The following is a 16,228-nucleotide window of genomic DNA, read 5'->3' as shown; positions in this document are numbered from 1 at the left end:
CCGGCAGCTTTTCAGCAGTCCGGCGTTCTCTTTTTGTTTAACGGTCAACCTCGATGAGGCGTTTGCTGTCGTTATCAATCGTAACCTCGACACTGTTATTGTCTAATCTGATATCCACTTCCCAGACAGTCAGCCCGTCATCTTTTGTCACTTCCCACTCAACTTGCTGCCCCTTGCCGACCTCGGCTTCCGCCAGATTGATGACCTCTTGCACCGGCAGTAATTTTGCCATGTCCAGTTTTTCCTGCGAACGCTTCACACCGCCGCGCTCATCATCATCCAATGATTCCTGCTCCATTTCTTTGATGTCAAACGTATCTGCAAATAATGACAGACTGTATTCCGTCTCATCGTCTACCCCTTCGATTTCATACTTATCGGCAACCCGGGATATATCATAACTGACCGATGTGATGTCGCTGTCAGGAAACGTTGCTCGATACATGTCAACGGCCTTGGCAAACAGCTCATTCACATCATGCGGTACCTCTGAGGCGGTATCTTGACGGCTTTCTTCAACTTTCGGACTGCTTGTCTCCAGTGTGCTGGATTCACCGGCTGTTGACGACGAAACGGGTTGAGTTTCTGTGGATTGCGTTTGACAGCTTGCCAAAAAGAATAACGCACCGGCTGCCAGCACCCCTGCTTTAACTGTTTTTCTCATGACGTTCTCCTCCTCCCCTTGTTTTTACTTAATTATACCTTATCTGCAAAATTTTTCATGTTATAATAACTGTACTTGTTATTGGGAGGGAAATACATGGACCGAATGAATCTCTTATTCGCGATTAACAGTACTTTTTTTAACCAGCTGAAAACAACTTTATATTCCATCTTTGAAAACAATTCGCATACATTCGACATTTATGTGCTTAACAATGATTTGACCGCAGACCAGATATCAGAGTTAGAACGATTTTGCACCCGCTTTGATGCGCAGTTATATCCGGTCAATGTGCCGGCTGACTGGTTCGCCGACGCCCCTGTTTCCAAAAGATATCCTGAAACCATTTATTACCGGCTGCTCGCCCACTCGCTGCTGCCGCAAGAAGTCACGCGCATTCTTTACCTGGATGCCGATATTTTGTGTATCAACAGCCTAGCAAAGATTTATCAAACAGACGTCTCTGATTATTTGTACGCCGCTTGTTATCATCCGAGCGTTACCGGCGTCACGGATACCGTCAATAAAATCCGCTTAGGCACTTATGAAAACAAAGGGTACTACAATTCAGGTGTCTTGCTGATGAATCTTGAAAACATCCGCCGGACAGTTTTCAAGGAAGATGTCTACCGGTACATAGCTGATAACGCCTTGACCTTGCTGCTGCCTGACCAGGACGTGTTAAACGGACTGTATGGTAAAGACACGCTGCCGCTGACTGATACACTTTATAATTACGATGTCAGGTATTACACTATCTATAAAATGCTGTCCGAAGGGGAAGCGACTCTCGACTGGATCATGGAGCACACCGTATTTCTTCATTACTGCGGGAAAAATAAACCGTGGCAGCCTAAAAACACCAGCAAATTCGCCGTCTTATACAAACATTATCGCCAAAAAGCACTCAGGATTTAAGTCCGCCGTTTTGCGAAACGTTGTGGGCTGTATTTCCGCTAAAGATTTCATAAGTTATTTAAGTTATCTTTAAAAAGCAGACAATCAATTTTAGTTACTTGTCAAACTATGGTAGAATTCTCATGGAGTAAATGAAAAACAATAGAGAGAGTGAATAGTATGACAGTAGGGATTGATAAAATTAATTTTTTTACACCAAATCTTTACGTTGACCTGGTCGATTTAGCGGAACACCGAGGCATAGACCCAAATAAATTTACCATTGGGATTGGTCAAAACAAGATGGCCGTGCCGCCGATTACGCAAGACACTGTCGCTTTAGCTGCCAATGCTGCGTTTCCGATAGTTGATGAGTCAGATGCCGCGTTAATCGACTTGGTGATTCTCGGCACTGAGTCAGGTACCGACTATTCCAAAGCCGGTGCAATCTATGTGCACCAGCTGTTAGGTATTCAACCCTTCGCTAAATCATATGAAATCAAACAGGCATGCTACGGGGCAACTGCGGGGCTGATGCAGGCACGTGATTACGTGGCCCGCCATCCGGAGCGGAAAGCACTGGTCATTGCCTCTGATATATCCCGTTACGGGCTTGCGACTTCCGGCGAAGTCACTCAAGGAGCCGGTGCGGTCGCAATGCTGGTCAGCAGCAATCCCCGTATTTTAATCTTAGAAGATGATTCGGTTGCACGAACAGACAATATATTCGATTTCTGGCGGCCGAATTACAGCGATACCGCTTTTGTCGACGGAAAATTTTCCAATGAAGCGTATATCCACTTTTTCCAGAGCATCTGGGCAGAGTATCAGCGCAGGAGCGGTTACAGTCTTGAAGACTTTGAAGCGTTTTGTTTCCATCTGCCTTATTCCAAAATGGGCAAAAAAGCTTTGCAGACAGTTATAGGCAACGCTTCTGACAATACACAAAAGCGGTTATGGAAAAACTACGATTTCAGCACAAGTTACACAAAAGAAGTCGGCAATATTTACACAGGTTCATTGTATCTCGGCCTGATATCACTGCTGGACCATCATAACGAACTGCAGCCCGGTCAGCGTATCGGCTTTTTCAGTTACGGCTCAGGCGCAGTCGGCGAGATGTTCAGCGGCATCCTCGCTGACGGATTTGACCGGCAAATTGACCGGACGGCTCACCAAGGCATGCTTGACAGCCGCACTCGGCTGACTGTTGCGCAGTATGAGCGGATTTTCTCGGAAGTCCTGCCTCAGGACGGTCAGGACATCACGCTGGAAAACGACTATGATAACGGGCGCTTTTATTTGGAAAAAATCATTGGACATAAACGACATTATGCCAGCAGGAATTAAGGAAGGGGGACGACAGTATGCAAGAAGTTGTCATTGTCAGTGCTGTGCGCACACCCATTGGAAAATTTAATGGAGCATTTGCGGATATCTCCCCTGTCGAACTGGGAACGCTCACTACAATAGAAGCGCTCAAGCGCTCGGGCATCTCTCCTGACGAAGTCGACCAAGTGATTTTAGGAAATGTTCTTCAGGCTGGCCTCGGTCAAAACATCGCCCGTCAAATTCTCGTCCATGCCGGCATCTCATTCACCAAACCCGCCATGACTATCAATGAAGTCTGCGGTTCCGGTTTAAAAGCCGTGATTCTCGGCAAACAAGCTATCCAGCTCGGCGAAAGCGATGTGGTAGTGGTTGGCGGTGTGGAAAGCATGAGTCAGGCGCCGTATCTCCTGCCGCGTGCTTTAAAAGATGAGGCGATTGAAGAAAACTTGATCGATTCCATGATTCATGACGGCTTGACGGATATCTTCACGAAAAAACACATGGGTATCACAGCAGAAAACGTGGCTGAAAAATACCATATCTCACGTGAAGCACAAGACCGCTTTGCCCTTGAGTCTCAGATGAAAGCAGCCGAAGCAACGCGCAGCAGAAAATTCGCCAATGAAATCGTGCCTGTTGTTTTGAAAGACGGGACGGTGCTGGCGCATGATGAAGGCATCCGCGGAAACAGCACATTGGAAAAATTAAGCACGCTCCGCACTGTTTTCAAAGAAAACGGGACGGTCACTGCCGGCAATGCTTCAACTATCAATGACGGCGCCAGTGTGCTCATCCTGATGTCAAAAGAAAAAGCAGATAACGAAAACATTCCTTATCTAGCTGTTCTCGGCAGTTATGTGGAAATCGGCAATGAACCCGACTACATGGGCTATGCACCTTATTACGCCATCAAAAATCTCTTGAAAAAAACCGGCAAAACAGTGTCTGACATTGATTTATATGAAATCAACGAGGCATTTGCATCACAATCCTTGGCAGTGATGCAGGACCTGAATCTGCCGCATGAACGCACGAATATCCACGGCGGAGCCATTGCTCTCGGCCATCCAATCGGCGCTTCCGGTGCCCGTATCCTCACGTCGCTGGTCCATCAGCTGAACGACTATGATAAACAAACCGGCATCGCCTCCCTTTGTGTCGGCGGCGGTATCGGTTTGGCGCTAATGATACATCGTGATTAAGTAATTGGAGGACAATATGACCAGTAATATGTCAAAATTTTACCAGCTGGACAGAGCCGGCCGAATCGCTGCACTGCAGGCACGTCACATAGTAGATGAGCGGGCTGCCGAACTGCTGTACGACCAGCCGCTGCTGCCGGAAGATGTTGCCGGTCACCTGATAGAAAATCAAGTCAGTCAATTCCCTTTACCGATGGGAGTTGCGCTGAACTTTATCATTGACGGCCGAGACGTCGTCGTACCGCTAGTTGTCGAAGAACCTTCTGTCATCGCCGCCTGCAGCAATGGTGCTAAATTTATGCGCAAGCAAGGCGGTTTTACCACAACTGTCGCTAAACGGTTAATGATTGGGCAAATTATTTTAAAAGATATACCTGACTTTGAATCCGCCATAAAGCGCGTGATGGCGGCAGAAGAAGAGCTGATTGCCCTGTCAAAACAAATTCACCCGTCCATCGTCAAGCGCAGTGGAGGCGTCAAACAAATCAGTGTTCGCACCATCCTTAACGAAGAAAAACAGCCGGAATTTTTAACTGTCCACGTCGGTATTGATGTGCAAGATGCTATGGGGGCAAACATCATTAACACGATTTTGGAAGGACTGGCCCCTGAAATCATCCGGTTAACGGGCGCCAACTCTTTGATGTCAATTTTAAGCAACTACAATACGGATGCACTTGTCACAGCCACCTGCCAAGTTGCCATCGCCGATTTGACGCGCAAACACTTTGACGGCAGAGTCATCGCCGAAAAAATCGTTGAAGCAACACGCTACGCCGACCTTGACCCGTATCGGGCGGCAACTCACAATAAAGGCACGATGAACGGCATTGATTCGGTCGTCATCGCCAGCGGTAACGACCCGCGGGCTGTTGAAGCAGGGGCCCATGCTTATGCCAGCCGCTCAGGCCAGTACCGCTCCATGACGCAATGGGAAATCATCGATGATACTTATCTCAAAGGAACACTGACGCTGCCGATGGCCGTCGGTTCGATCGGCGGCGCTATTTCCGTCTTGCCGATGGCCCAAGCCAACCTGAAGATGATGAAATGCCAAAACGCCACTGATCTTGCCCGGATCATCGTTTCAGTCGGTCTTGCACAAAACTTCGCCGCGCTGCGTGCATTGGTCAGTGAAGGCATTCAAAAAGGACACATGAGCATGCAAGCCAATTCACTGGCCATTTCAGTCGGCGCACAAGGCGATGAAATCCCTCGCGTCGCCCGCCAGCTGCGGCGTGAAGAAAAAATGAACACAACAACGGCGGCGCGGATTCTTGAAGAAATCAGAAAGAGACACGACTAGACATTGGCTTTTTTTAATATCTCTGAGCTTTCAAAACATGCTGAAAAATGAAAAAAGATATGCGTTAATCAATAGTAAACTGGAACATCCATTTCCAGTATTTACTATGACGAACGCATATCTTTTTTTGTCACTGTTTTGCTGAGCCGTTACCATGTCCCGGGCTGTAATTTGCTGCCTCGGCATCGGTAATCAATCGAAAATTGCCTGGATTTTTAACTTGTCCATAAGTTTTGCCGCTCTCAACCTTCAAATATTTATAACCTGCGGGTGCCCGGTACCAGCCAGCACTATAGGTCGCCTCGCCAGGCGAATTATTAGCAGATGCCTTGATTTCTGCTTGACGTGCCGCTTCTGCTGCTGCTTTTTCTTCCGCTTTTTTCTTTGCTTCTGCAATCCTAGCATCACTTTTTTTCAAATAATCACTGTAATCAGATTGCGCGTCCATGTAAACAGCTTTCAAATCACCCGGCTGATAATCATCTCGATTCAATTTGTTTTTGATACTTTGAACGCCGCTTTTCAACGAACTTTCTTCTTCTGCCGTTAAATCGCCTGCTGACAGCAATACCTCTATGGATTTTATCAGCTCTTCAGATTTTGTTTTATATTCCTTAAAATCCGCCTCTGTCTCTTTTTGTTTGCTTTCAATTTCCTCAACAAGTTTCTTGGAGTCTGCGATTCGTTTTTCAATATCATCCAAATTATCAGCATCTTTGAAAAAAAGTTCATTTTCTTGACTGTCTTTTTGCAAAGAAGTCCTTTCATTATCCGTAATATATTCTTTTTTAGCAAGTGTTCCGGATTTCTTATTGAGCTCCTGTAATTCCAGCGAATAAGAAGTTAGCTTTTCCTGATTATCAGCCAATTGGCGAGAAAAAGCATTTACCTTTTCTGACAGCAGTCGAATCGGCTTTACTTTTGTGCTGCCCTTTAATTTAGAAACATCATCTTTCAATTGAGGTATTTGTTCCTCGTCTAATTTTAAGATAAAATTTTCTTTACTTTTTGTTTCAAGAGTGGTTATTCTTTCATTTAAATCAAAAAACTCTTTATCAGCTGCCGTTATCTCGTTTAACATAATAGCCTGTTCTACTTCTTTAAGAATCTGCTTTTCTTTAGATAGCACTGCTTTTAGTTCTCTGCGGGTTTCCGTATCTTTTACTTCACGCGTTTTGGCAAGACTTTCTTCTAGGCGTATTGTATCATTAGCTGAAATAAATTCTGAATTCAGTGCTTTTTCGATTTTTATCTCATTTTTCCCATAATCATCGAATACTTTTTGGTACGCATTATGGTCTGCCGAGGATGCGACTGTCCCGATAATAGAAAAGGATAAAATGATTCCTAATAGTTTCTTTTTAAATGACATCTCTGCTCACCTGCTTCATATATTCTTAAAACATCTTAGAATTCCAATGTTTCCATACTCAAATCCTCAGATAACGACTCATATAGAAATTCAATCTCAGCAATTTTCCGCATAAATTTTTCGTTATGATTTTTACAACTTAAACTCTTTTTTAATTCTTTAGGATTTTTTTTATAAGCTTTATTCAGCTGATAATCCATGTAAAATAATAATTTTTTATTTCCAGATAATTCTGGACGATTTATTTTTAAAAATTTGCAGAGCCGGTCATAGTTACTGCTTACTCTTCTTGTTTTTATCACAACTACAATCATTGTCAACATACCTAATAAATAAAATAAGAAGGGATCGATTCTTACTACATCCAAGCTTACAAACAGACTTATCCCTACTAATAATCCTAGTGACAGCCTTAAGATATTCTTTTCAGTTTTGCAGTGTAATTCAAACTCTGCCATTATTCTTTGAAACTCATCCATCGTACGCAACTCCCAACCCTAATCAATTAAAATATAACAATTCCATTTTAAAAAAAGACAGCAGCTTCACTATTGAAATACGGAATTATCATTTAAGCGAAACTGGTATGCTAATAATCACGCATTCTATAAAGATTATAACATATATTCCTTCTGACAATCAAAGTAAGATAACAAAGGTTTTCTCTAAAAGAATGTTATAAATAACAAATCTACCAATTTATTCAGTTTAAAAAGAATTCACGATACACTCTTTTGAATGTCCGTGAATTCTTTTTCGAATTTTCGATGCTTTCGTCAGATTCAACTTCTTATAGATACATACTGAATTTAAATCATTTTACTACAGTGTCATGTTATCGCTTTTCGAAACTTTCATGAATAGAAGCAGGGAAATAACGGTAATCAGAGTCAGTATCGTCGACAATGCAGCTGCGATTCCATAATTTCCCCGAATAACTTCAGTATATATAGCAACTGTCATCGTTCTTGTATTAACAGTATATAATAATATTGATGTGGAAAGTTCTGAAATCATCGTGACCCATGATAAAATTGCTCCGGAAATGATACCTGACATCATCATTGGAATTGTAATTTTCACAAACGTATTTAATCGTGAACTTCCAAGACTAGAAGCTGCTTCTTCAATACTTGACGGTATCTGCTGTAAGCTTGCCACACAGGATCTAATGGTGTACGGCAACCGTCGGACAGACAAAGAAACAATCATAATAAATGCAGTGCCGGTAATTGCCAAAAATCCCGTTCCGCCAATACCTGTGTTAAAAGATGTGATAAAAGCAATCCCCATAACTGTTCCGGGAACAATATAAGGAATCATGCTCAAACTATCAATTATTGATGTGAAAAAATTTCTCTTTTTAACAGCTAAATATGAAATAAATACTGCAAAAACTATTACTATTGCTAAAGCAATCAAAGGTATTCGGATTGTATTGAATATAGCTGATCCCATACGATTAAAAGCATTCCGGTAGCTGTCGAGAGAATACCCTGGAACAAAAACCATCCCTGATGTTTTCAAGAAAGACGTATATGTTAAGTATATTTGTGGTAATACCGCTAAAAAAACGGTCCCATATACAAATATATAGACAAACAAGCGTTTTATTGGCCCTAATTTTTTTTCTTCAACCGGATGTAAGGAGTTCATAGTAAAGCTATGTTTATTCGCTACATATTTTTGAATGATAAAAATTGTTAGCGCAATAGTGATTGCAATAATCGCAAGCGCTGAAGCAAAAGCTGCATTCCCGCCAACTTCACTAATAAACTCAGTGTAAATCAGCACCGGAAAAGTACGATAACCTTCACCGATTAACATGGGGGTTCCAAAATCTGAGAATGCACGCATAAATACTAATAAAGCAGCAGCTAAAAGAGTTGGCGTTAATAAAGGTAAAATGACTTTAAAGAATCTGTTAATTCCTCTGCTTCCCATGCTCTCTGCAGCTTCAAGAACTGAATTGTCAATGTTTTTAAATGCGCCGTTTGCATATAAAAAAACGAGCGGAAATAACTGTAGTGAAAAAACCAGAACAATACCACTAAATCCATAAATTTCAATTTGTGGAAAGTGTAAAACATTCATTAAAAACTTCGTGATTACACCGTTTCTGCCCAACAATAAAATCCAAGAGTATGCGCCAACAAAAGGTGCTGACATTGATGCAATGATAATCAAAATCTGCAGTAATTTTTTGCCCTTAAACTGGTACATGGAAAATAAATAAGCCAGTGTTGTGCCAATAATCAGTGCAAACAAAGTAGCCGCAATCGAAACTTTAAAACTATTAAATAATGTTTCGAAATAATAGCTTCGAGAGAAAAATGTTGTGAAATTTCCGAATGAAATTTTGCCATTTACAAATAAGGCTTGGCCAAGTATCGTAACAATGGGATATACAAGAAAAAGCAAATAAGTGATAAAAATAATGAACGAAGAACTCGTCCAAATATTGATTCTACTCCGTTCGTTTTTCACTTATTCCACCCCCAGCAAGTTTTTAGTACCATCAGCATTGAACACATTAATTTTCTGTTGGTTAATACTTAGATAAACTTTGTCACCACGTCCCAGATCTTCATTGAATGTGGACTCTTCAATAAATTGAACTTTATCAGCAAAAGGTACTTTTAATAAATACTCTGTATGCAAACCTAAATAAATACTATCAACGATTGTCGCTTCAATTTCACCATGTTTGGAGCGAACAAATTCTTCTGGTCGGATACTTAATCTGACTTTCTGATCTTCTTCATCGTTTAACGCTTCAAACGGAAACTCATAACCATTTTCGAATTTTAAAAAAGCTTTCCCATCTAAATGAAATAACTCAGCTGAAATAATATTGGTTCTGCCGATAAATGTTGCAACAAATTCATTTTTTGGTCGATGGTATAATTCTTTTGGCCGACCAACCTGTTGTATTTCTCCCAAATTCATGACTGCAATTTGATCAGAGATAGCCATTGCTTCTTCTTGATCATGTGTAACATAAACTGTAGTAATACCCACTTCACGCTGTATTTCACGGATTGCTTGCCGCATATCTAAGCGTAGTTTGGCATCTAAGTTACTCAAAGGCTCATCCATTAATAAAACCTCTGGATTGACTGCGAGCGCTCTTGCCAATGCTACACGTTGCTGTTGTCCGCCGCTCAACTGTTCAGGCTTTCGATTTTTAAATTGTTCTATTTGCATAAGTGTCAAATATTTTTCTGTTTCCTGTTCGACTACTTCTTTGGAAACTTTTTTTTGTTTGAGCCCAAAAGCGACATTTTCTTTAACTGTTAAGTGAGGAAAAATGGCATAGTTTTGAAAGACCATACCAATATTCCTCTTACTCGGTTCCATATTGTTGATGCGAGTCTCGTTGAAATAAAAATCTCCTCCCTCAATGGAGTTGAAACCAGCAATCATTCTTAATAATGTTGTTTTTCCGCATCCTGACGGGCCTAATAGTGTAAATAGGCTCCCGTCAGGAATAGTTATCGTTAAATCTTCAATAACTGGATTATTATCGTATACTTTTTTGGCATGATTTATTTTAATCGAGCTCATAGATGTCATTCCTTCTATTTTGATTGTGTTTTAACAAATATTTCGCTATAACGATCCACTATTTCTTCCTTATGTTTAGTGACATAGTCATAATCTTCTGTTAATGTTTTAATTTCATCTATCGGTTTCATATTGTCACTTGTTTTTGCTCCCTCACGAACTGGCCGGTTGGTTGTTGCAGTTCCTAAAGTATCTTGGACCTCTTTAGAGATAATAAAATCTATAAATTTCTTAGCATTTTCCATGTTCTTTGCATTCTTGATAATTGCCGCACTAGCTGGAAGAAAAACAGTTCCTTCTTTAGGGTATACAATCTCTACTTTTGCTCCGTCATTCAGTAATTTCACAGTCGGATCTTCATAAGAAAGACCAACAGCCATTTCACCGTCAGCAACTGTCTTATAAACATTCGAGGAACTTGAGCTGATTTTTCCATCTATCAGTGTAAAAAGATCTTCTACATACTTCCATGCATCATCTGAGTCGTATCCGCCTTGAGCTGCTAAAATATTAGTCAGCTGGGAAAAAGCACTTGACGAATTGGCTGGATCAGCGGTAGAAATTTTACCTTTTAGTTCAGGATTAATTAAATCTGCATATCCTTCAATTTTCATCCCCTTAGTTAGATCCGAGTTTACAACTAACACGCTTCCATCCAACGTATAAGGAGTAGAATATCCAGTGGTATTTCTATATTCAGAAAGAACGTTTTTATCTTCGGGAGACGTATATTCTTCAAATAGATGACCATTTTGTGCATACTGGGTGTAAGAACCTCCGAATATAATATCTGCCACTGGAGCTTCCTTCTCACTTTCCAGCTTTTTGAATAATTCTCCGGTACCAGCCTGAATCAAATCAACTTTAATGCCGTATTTCTCTTCAAATGCTGGAACTGTTGCATTAATCAACCCTTCAGAATTTGGAGAGTAAACAACCAACGTATCACTTGTTCCTTTCTCATTTGTTTTGTCAGCTTGATTGCCCTCTGAACATGCCGATAAACCGATAAATGATGCCGCCAATAAAAGAGTTCCAATTATTTTTTTCATGTTGTGCAACCTCTTTCTTTTAGTGTTTAATCAAATTATACATCTGTTAAAGCGCTTTCTAAACTAGAGTATTCTCTATAAAAAGAAGAATATTCTCTACAGAATATTCTCCCTAAAATCTGATGCGTTCATACCTATATATTTTTTAAAAACTTTATTGAAATAATTGTAATCAGAAAAACCTGTTTGTTCAGCAACCTCATATATCATAAGTTGGGGATCTTCAACAAGTTTAGAAATAGCTTGTTTCACACGGTATCTGCTAGTATAGTCATTAATCGTAATGCCTAAATGATCTTTCACCTTTTTATAAATATAGCTTTCACTATACCCAAAACTTTTAGCAATATCTGCTACTGTAAATTTTTCTTGAAAATGTTGTTGTATCCAAATCAGAATTTGATTTACTAAAATATCCTGAGAAGGTCTAACAGCCTCTAATGTATCATACTGGTCATTGTGAAGGCTCAATTCTTCTTTTCTTTCTTGCTGAAGTTCTAAAACTAAGTCTTTTAAGCTGCTCTTCAACTCTTCTGCATTCAGTGGTTTAGATAAAAAATCTCTAACTCCGTGATGCATGGCTAGTCTGGCATTTTCAAAATCGTTGTACCCGGATAATATAATTTTTTTATAGCGATTATCTTGAGTTTCTTTAAACATTTGAAAAGCATCCATAACTGGCATATTAATGTCGGTCAAAACAATATCTGGATTAAGCGTTTGAATCATTTCTGCTCCCTGCAGTCCATTTTCTGCCTCACCAACAACTATTATTCCAAGTTCTTTATAGTTCACCATGTAAGTTAGCCATTTTCTAATGTAGTGCTCATCTTCAACGATTAACAATCTATACATTTAAACCCTCTCCTTTATGATAACCAATTGAACCGTTGCTCCGTCAGAGTGATTGAAGATGCGAAGATCCGTATAAGGAAAACTCATTTTCAGTCGGCGGTAACTATTGATCAAGCCATGATGCGATCCTTTATTTTCATATTGAAAGTAAATTTCTTCAATTAAATCAGTTGGAAAGCCAGGCCCATTATCGGATACTTCGAAAAAAATTTCAGAATCCGTCTGGTAAACTTTGATCTCAATATGTACGTCTTCTCTCACTTTCATTCCATATTTCAACGAATTTTCTACTAAAGGAAGTAAAAATAGTCTTGGAATCTTAAGTTCTTTCAATTCTTCACTCAATGACACTTTATATGTCAATTTATCAAATCTGACGACGTTAACTCTTAAAAAATCGACAATCACATCCAGATCGTCTTGCAGAGTAACTTCTTCATCTGAATGATCAATACTATGCTGCAAAACCCTACGCAAGGAAAAAATCAGCTCTTGTGCGACTTCTGGTTCAATTTGACTAGTGATGCGAATATTTTCCAATGTATTATACAAGAAATGCGGATTAAACTGAGCTTCAAGCATTTTTCTCTCAAAATGCAATGTTTGTTGATGAAGTTGTCCCAATTTGGAAACCATCTCATTGATACTCTCAGCTAAAAATTCAAACTCATCTCCTGTTTCCATTTGTATCATCGGTTTTATCCCTTCACTTACCTCTTTTGTCTCTTCTACAAGAGTATCAATATTTTTAGTTGTTGTGTCAGCAATTTTTCTAGCCAAATGAAAAGATAGAAAAAGCATAATACCAGTTAAGAGAATGATAAAAATAATGCCAAAAATAATTAAAGCTGGCAATGGAAGAAACAAGGAATATGTATAAAGGTACATGTTTTCTTTAAGGTTTGTTTTTTTGGATAAGTATAATGCATTATCCTCATAAAATAGACCTTTTTCAAGCTGTATGGTGTCAATTTTTTCAAGTGAGCCTTTGATAAAATGATTGGAACTTCTAGAAAAAACATTGTCATATGAATCTGCAATGATAAATTGTGTACCATAGTTTGTACTGTTCGGCAAAAAATCATTGCCATTCAATAATAAGATACTATAACCAAGTTCCTCACCTTTCTCTATAATTTTTTCCATAATAACTAAATAATGATTGTAATTATTATCCATTGCCACACGTGTAATTGAATTGGCATTTTTGCTTGAGTTGATGACAATCCGAAGGTAGTACTCATTTATTGCAGATGGTTGATGAAACGATGCGGACTCAAAAACGAGGTCTCCTTTCTGATTCATTACCCATAACACTCCTCGACTGTGCTCTTCAGATGTTATGCGGTAAAACTCTTCATACAACTTTCTGTCTTCCTCCTTACCGCGTATGACATTTGGAATTGACCTGGAATTTAAGAGACGTAAATTTTCATGTGATTTGGTTTTGATGTGTTGCCATTCATCCTTAATAACATCTGTTTCAATTTTTAATTGGTAATTTTGATTAAAAAAAATAAAAGAAAAAAACATTAATAGGACAAGACCAGATACTATTAATGAAAAAACACTGTACTTCCTTTTGATTTCTTTTTGCAAAATTTCTTTGAATGTTTTTTTCATCTCGACTGCTCCAATCGTATAAATACTGTGAAAAATGCTGATTTAAACTTAGACGGTGTTGATAAAAATTTATCATTCGAACTAAATAATATTCTGAACCATTCATCGGCTAGTATAATCTATTTTCTTCTCAATTGAAATAGGTATAACTGTATAGCTCTGAAAATCAATATTTTGCATATATTTTTGTATAACGGATTTAAGTTTCAAAAATAAAAGTAAATTCTATTTTATTTCTTCCCTCCACTTAATCCACTCACACCCAGCGCAAGCTGCTCTTGCGCGCTAACTCACCACATTCCCAAGAGATTTGCTTTTTTTTTCTCACTACTTATGTTATAAAAGAATTGAGAGGTGAGGGAATGGATATCGGCACACTGCTAAAAAAATACAGAGAACAGCAACAATTGACACAACAAGATGTAGCAGATAAACTATTTGTTTCCCGTCAAAGTGTTTCCAATTGGGAATTAAATAAAAATTACCCTGATATTATCAAATTGATCGAATTAAGCGAGCTATATGAGGTGACATTGGATGAACTGGTCAAGGGTGATGATAACATGGTGAAGCATTTAAAAGAAAGCACGGACATCGTTAAGAAAAATAAACAAGTGATTGCCGGCTTTACTGTCAATATGATTCTGTTCGTTGTCATCATTATAGGATTTTCTGCTTCAGCAGAACTTTTACCTGTCGGATTGATTGTTTTGGCACTGATTTTGATTAATTCGACCATCATCATGTATCATTTGTTCAAAAACTTTTAGGAGGCGGGGGGTATGATTGCAGCAAGGCATGTCTTACTTGCCGTAAGCATTCTTATCATTATTTCCGGGAGTGTGTGGCTGGCTGTCCATGTTTTTCAACTAATAAAAATCGATGCAGCTGCACGGCACATCAAGCACGGCAACTGGCTCTGGCCGCTGATTTCCGTATCAGGGCAAAACAGCAGCGGTTTATTGTTGTATTTTATCAAACGCCGAAAATATCCGGCTGATTATTCTGCTGAAGATAAAGCTGCCGCTGTCAAACTAAAGAAAGCTATCTATAAAGGGCTGGTTATACAACTGATAGGCGGGCTGTTGCTTATCACTTGGTTATACCTGACTGTTGCACTGCATTAAAAAAAACCATCAGCACAAAGTTGTACTGATGGTTTTCTTGTTGTGTTACAAAACGAGCGCATAAGGATGGGCCAGCAGATCGCAAATTTTTTCCAAAAATTCAGCGGCTGGTACTCCATCAATGACTTGATGATCAAAGGTCAGACTGAGCGGCAGCTTTTGCTTAGTGACCAGACTGCCGTCTTCTGCCAATGCCAAATCAGTCGCAAGCGTTCCGACTCCCAAAATGCCGACCTCCGGTGTATTGATTATCGGTGTAAAATATTCGATATTAGTTTGACCCATGTTGGATATGGTAAAGGTCGAACCACCCAATAAATTTCCCGAGAAATCACCACGCTGAGTTTTATCGACGATGTGTCTGAAAGCCTGACCGATGTCAGTCAGCGTCATATGTTCCGCATGTTTGATGACCGGTACAACCAGCCCGTCGGCCATATTCACCGCAATACCGATGTGAATCTCTTCAACGGTCTGGTGCTCGCCGTTGAAATACCAGGCGTTCATCTGCGGGTGCTCTTTCAAAGCCAGAACCACCGCACGCGTCAACAGGGTATTGATACTTAATTGCCCGTCAGTCAGAACTATCTCTGCATTTTCCTTGATTTCTTTCCGGAATGCCATGAGTTGTGACACATCAGCCTTGCGATGGAGCGTAACCGGTGCCGTCTGCTGCAAGCTCTGCCACATGCGTTTGGCAATTGTCTGGCGCATTCCGGTCAGACCTTTTCCAGGTTCCATCACCGGTGTTGCCAAAACAGCAGCCTCAGTATCAGACGTGCCGGCAGCAGCGTATTTTTCAACGTCTTGACGGGTAATTCTGCCGCGTCCGCCTGTGCCGGTAATGCGTGTGTAATCAATCCCTTTCATTCTGGCGAGTCTGCGCGCTGAAGGAGTAATAAAAATTCGTTGCGCCTGTTTTTCCGGTTCTTCGTTGACCGGCGCTGCTGCTTCTACGGTTTGCGGCGCATCGGCGGCGTCAGTTGCTGCGACGTAAGCAATCGGCTGCTGGACAGGCACTTCTCCCCCTTCCTCAACCACGATTTGCTGGAGTATCCCGTCAACCGGCGACTCCACATCGTGCGTCAACTTCTCGGAACTGATGCTGGCAATCATTTCACCTTTTTCAACAGTGTCGCCTTCTTCTTTATACCAGGCATCCACCGTACCTTCTGTCATTGTTAGTCCAAGTTTTGGCATAAGAATTTCTGTTGCCATTCATTTTCACCAC

General features: G+C 40.3%; 15 protein-coding genes. 6 read left to right on the top strand and 9 right to left on the bottom strand.

The window, feature by feature from the left end; all coding sequences use genetic code 11:
• Positions 1–37: 37 nt before the first annotated feature.
• Positions 38–664: a PepSY domain-containing protein gene (locus CBF27_RS02865; RefSeq protein WP_126812228.1), complete on the bottom strand. Its 627-nt coding sequence runs from the start codon at positions 662–664 to the stop codon at positions 38–40.
• A gap of 96 nt (positions 665–760) precedes the next feature.
• Between CBF27_RS02865 and CBF27_RS02860 the strand changes: the two genes are divergently transcribed.
• The 4 genes from CBF27_RS02860 (at position 761) to CBF27_RS02845 (ending at position 5,401) form a co-directional block, all read left to right on the top strand.
• On the top strand, positions 761–1,582 hold the full coding sequence (locus CBF27_RS02860) for a glycosyltransferase family 8 protein (protein WP_245985927.1): 822 nt from the start codon (positions 761–763) through the stop codon (positions 1,580–1,582).
• Positions 1,583–1,741: 159 nt separating this feature from the next.
• The gene (locus CBF27_RS02855; RefSeq protein ID WP_126812226.1) at positions 1,742–2,911 is read left to right on the top strand and encodes a hydroxymethylglutaryl-CoA synthase; all 1,170 of its coding nucleotides are present in this window, start codon (positions 1,742–1,744) and stop codon (positions 2,909–2,911) included.
• A gap of 17 nt (positions 2,912–2,928) precedes the next feature.
• Positions 2,929–4,095 carry a thiolase family protein gene (locus CBF27_RS02850; RefSeq protein WP_126812224.1) on the top strand — a complete coding sequence of 389 codons (1,167 nt, stop codon included), beginning with the start codon at positions 2,929–2,931 and terminating at the stop codon, positions 4,093–4,095.
• Between the two features lie 16 nt (positions 4,096–4,111).
• Positions 4,112–5,401 (top strand): hydroxymethylglutaryl-CoA reductase, degradative, encoded by a 1,290-nt coding sequence (locus CBF27_RS02845; RefSeq protein WP_126812222.1) that lies wholly within the window; start codon positions 4,112–4,114, stop codon positions 5,399–5,401.
• Positions 5,402–5,531: 130 nt separating this feature from the next.
• Here the strand turns inward: CBF27_RS02845 and CBF27_RS02840 are convergent, their stop codons facing one another.
• From CBF27_RS02840 to CBF27_RS02810, 7 genes are all read right to left on the bottom strand, one after another.
• A complete protein-coding gene (locus tag CBF27_RS02840; protein ID WP_126812220.1) occupies positions 5,532–6,773 on the bottom strand; it encodes a V-type ATP synthase subunit I domain-containing protein in 1,242 nt (413 codons plus the stop codon).
• Positions 6,774–6,808: 35 nt separating this feature from the next.
• Positions 6,809–7,252, bottom strand: coding sequence for a hypothetical protein (locus tag CBF27_RS02835; protein ID WP_126812217.1), 444 nt, complete (start codon positions 7,250–7,252; stop codon positions 6,809–6,811).
• Between the two features lie 343 nt (positions 7,253–7,595).
• Positions 7,596–9,260 carry an ABC transporter permease gene (locus CBF27_RS02830; protein WP_126812215.1) on the bottom strand — a complete coding sequence of 555 codons (1,665 nt, stop codon included), beginning with the start codon at positions 9,258–9,260 and terminating at the stop codon, positions 7,596–7,598.
• The gene (locus tag CBF27_RS02825; RefSeq protein ID WP_126812213.1) at positions 9,261–10,340 is read right to left on the bottom strand and encodes an ABC transporter ATP-binding protein; all 1,080 of its coding nucleotides are present in this window, start codon (positions 10,338–10,340) and stop codon (positions 9,261–9,263) included. It lies immediately after the preceding gene.
• 14 nt (positions 10,341–10,354) lie between these two features.
• Positions 10,355–11,392, bottom strand: coding sequence for an ABC transporter substrate-binding protein (locus CBF27_RS02820; protein WP_126812211.1), 1,038 nt, complete (start codon positions 11,390–11,392; stop codon positions 10,355–10,357).
• A 96-nt stretch (positions 11,393–11,488) separates the two neighbouring features.
• On the bottom strand, positions 11,489–12,247 hold the full coding sequence (locus CBF27_RS02815) for a response regulator transcription factor (RefSeq protein ID WP_126812209.1): 759 nt from the start codon (positions 12,245–12,247) through the stop codon (positions 11,489–11,491).
• Positions 12,248–13,870 (bottom strand): sensor histidine kinase, encoded by a 1,623-nt coding sequence (locus tag CBF27_RS02810; protein WP_126812206.1) that lies wholly within the window; start codon positions 13,868–13,870, stop codon positions 12,248–12,250. It lies immediately after the preceding gene.
• Between the two features lie 362 nt (positions 13,871–14,232).
• On the opposite strand from CBF27_RS02810, the gene CBF27_RS02805 reads away from it, so the two are divergent.
• Both CBF27_RS02805 and CBF27_RS02800 read left to right on the top strand, forming a co-directional pair.
• Positions 14,233–14,640, top strand: a complete 408-nt coding sequence (locus CBF27_RS02805; protein WP_126812204.1) for a helix-turn-helix domain-containing protein — start codon at positions 14,233–14,235, stop codon at positions 14,638–14,640.
• Between the two features lie 12 nt (positions 14,641–14,652).
• Complete coding sequence (locus tag CBF27_RS02800) at positions 14,653–14,997, top strand: hypothetical protein (protein ID WP_126812202.1); 345 nt, start codon at positions 14,653–14,655, stop codon at positions 14,995–14,997.
• Between the two features lie 45 nt (positions 14,998–15,042).
• Here the strand turns inward: CBF27_RS02800 and CBF27_RS02795 are convergent, their stop codons facing one another.
• The gene (locus CBF27_RS02795; protein WP_126812200.1) at positions 15,043–16,215 is read right to left on the bottom strand and encodes a dihydrolipoamide acetyltransferase family protein; all 1,173 of its coding nucleotides are present in this window, start codon (positions 16,213–16,215) and stop codon (positions 15,043–15,045) included.
• Between the last annotated feature and the right edge of the window lie 13 nt (positions 16,216–16,228).

Origin of the sequence: Vagococcus acidifermentans (assembly GCF_003987655.1) — a bacterium.
GTDB lineage: Bacteria > Bacillota > Bacilli > Lactobacillales > Vagococcaceae > Vagococcus_B > Vagococcus_B acidifermentans.
The sequence above is the reverse complement of the archived record's forward strand: the minus strand, read 5'-3'. Positions and strand labels throughout refer to the sequence as shown.

Coding starts and splice junctions, on each gene's coding strand:
- CBF27_RS02865 (WP_126812228.1), bottom strand. CDS start 664: ATGAGAAAAACAGTTAAAGCAGGGGTGCTGGCAGCCGGTGCGTTATTC.
- CBF27_RS02860 (WP_245985927.1), top strand. CDS start 761: ATGGACCGAATGAATCTCTTATTCGCGATTAACAGTACTTTTTTTAAC.
- CBF27_RS02855 (WP_126812226.1), top strand. CDS start 1,742: ATGACAGTAGGGATTGATAAAATTAATTTTTTTACACCAAATCTTTAC.
- CBF27_RS02850 (WP_126812224.1), top strand. CDS start 2,929: ATGCAAGAAGTTGTCATTGTCAGTGCTGTGCGCACACCCATTGGAAAA.
- CBF27_RS02845 (WP_126812222.1), top strand. CDS start 4,112: ATGACCAGTAATATGTCAAAATTTTACCAGCTGGACAGAGCCGGCCGA.
- CBF27_RS02840 (WP_126812220.1), bottom strand. CDS start 6,773: ATGTCATTTAAAAAGAAACTATTAGGAATCATTTTATCCTTTTCTATT.
- CBF27_RS02835 (WP_126812217.1), bottom strand. CDS start 7,252: ATGGATGAGTTTCAAAGAATAATGGCAGAGTTTGAATTACACTGCAAA.
- CBF27_RS02825 (WP_126812213.1), bottom strand. CDS start 10,340: ATGAGCTCGATTAAAATAAATCATGCCAAAAAAGTATACGATAATAAT.
- CBF27_RS02820 (WP_126812211.1), bottom strand. CDS start 11,392: ATGAAAAAAATAATTGGAACTCTTTTATTGGCGGCATCATTTATCGGT.
- CBF27_RS02815 (WP_126812209.1), bottom strand. CDS start 12,247: ATGTATAGATTGTTAATCGTTGAAGATGAGCACTACATTAGAAAATGG.
- CBF27_RS02810 (WP_126812206.1), bottom strand. CDS start 13,870: ATGAAAAAAACATTCAAAGAAATTTTGCAAAAAGAAATCAAAAGGAAG.
- CBF27_RS02805 (WP_126812204.1), top strand. CDS start 14,233: ATGGATATCGGCACACTGCTAAAAAAATACAGAGAACAGCAACAATTG.
- CBF27_RS02800 (WP_126812202.1), top strand. CDS start 14,653: ATGATTGCAGCAAGGCATGTCTTACTTGCCGTAAGCATTCTTATCATT.
- CBF27_RS02795 (WP_126812200.1), bottom strand. CDS start 16,215: ATGGCAACAGAAATTCTTATGCCAAAACTTGGACTAACAATGACAGAA.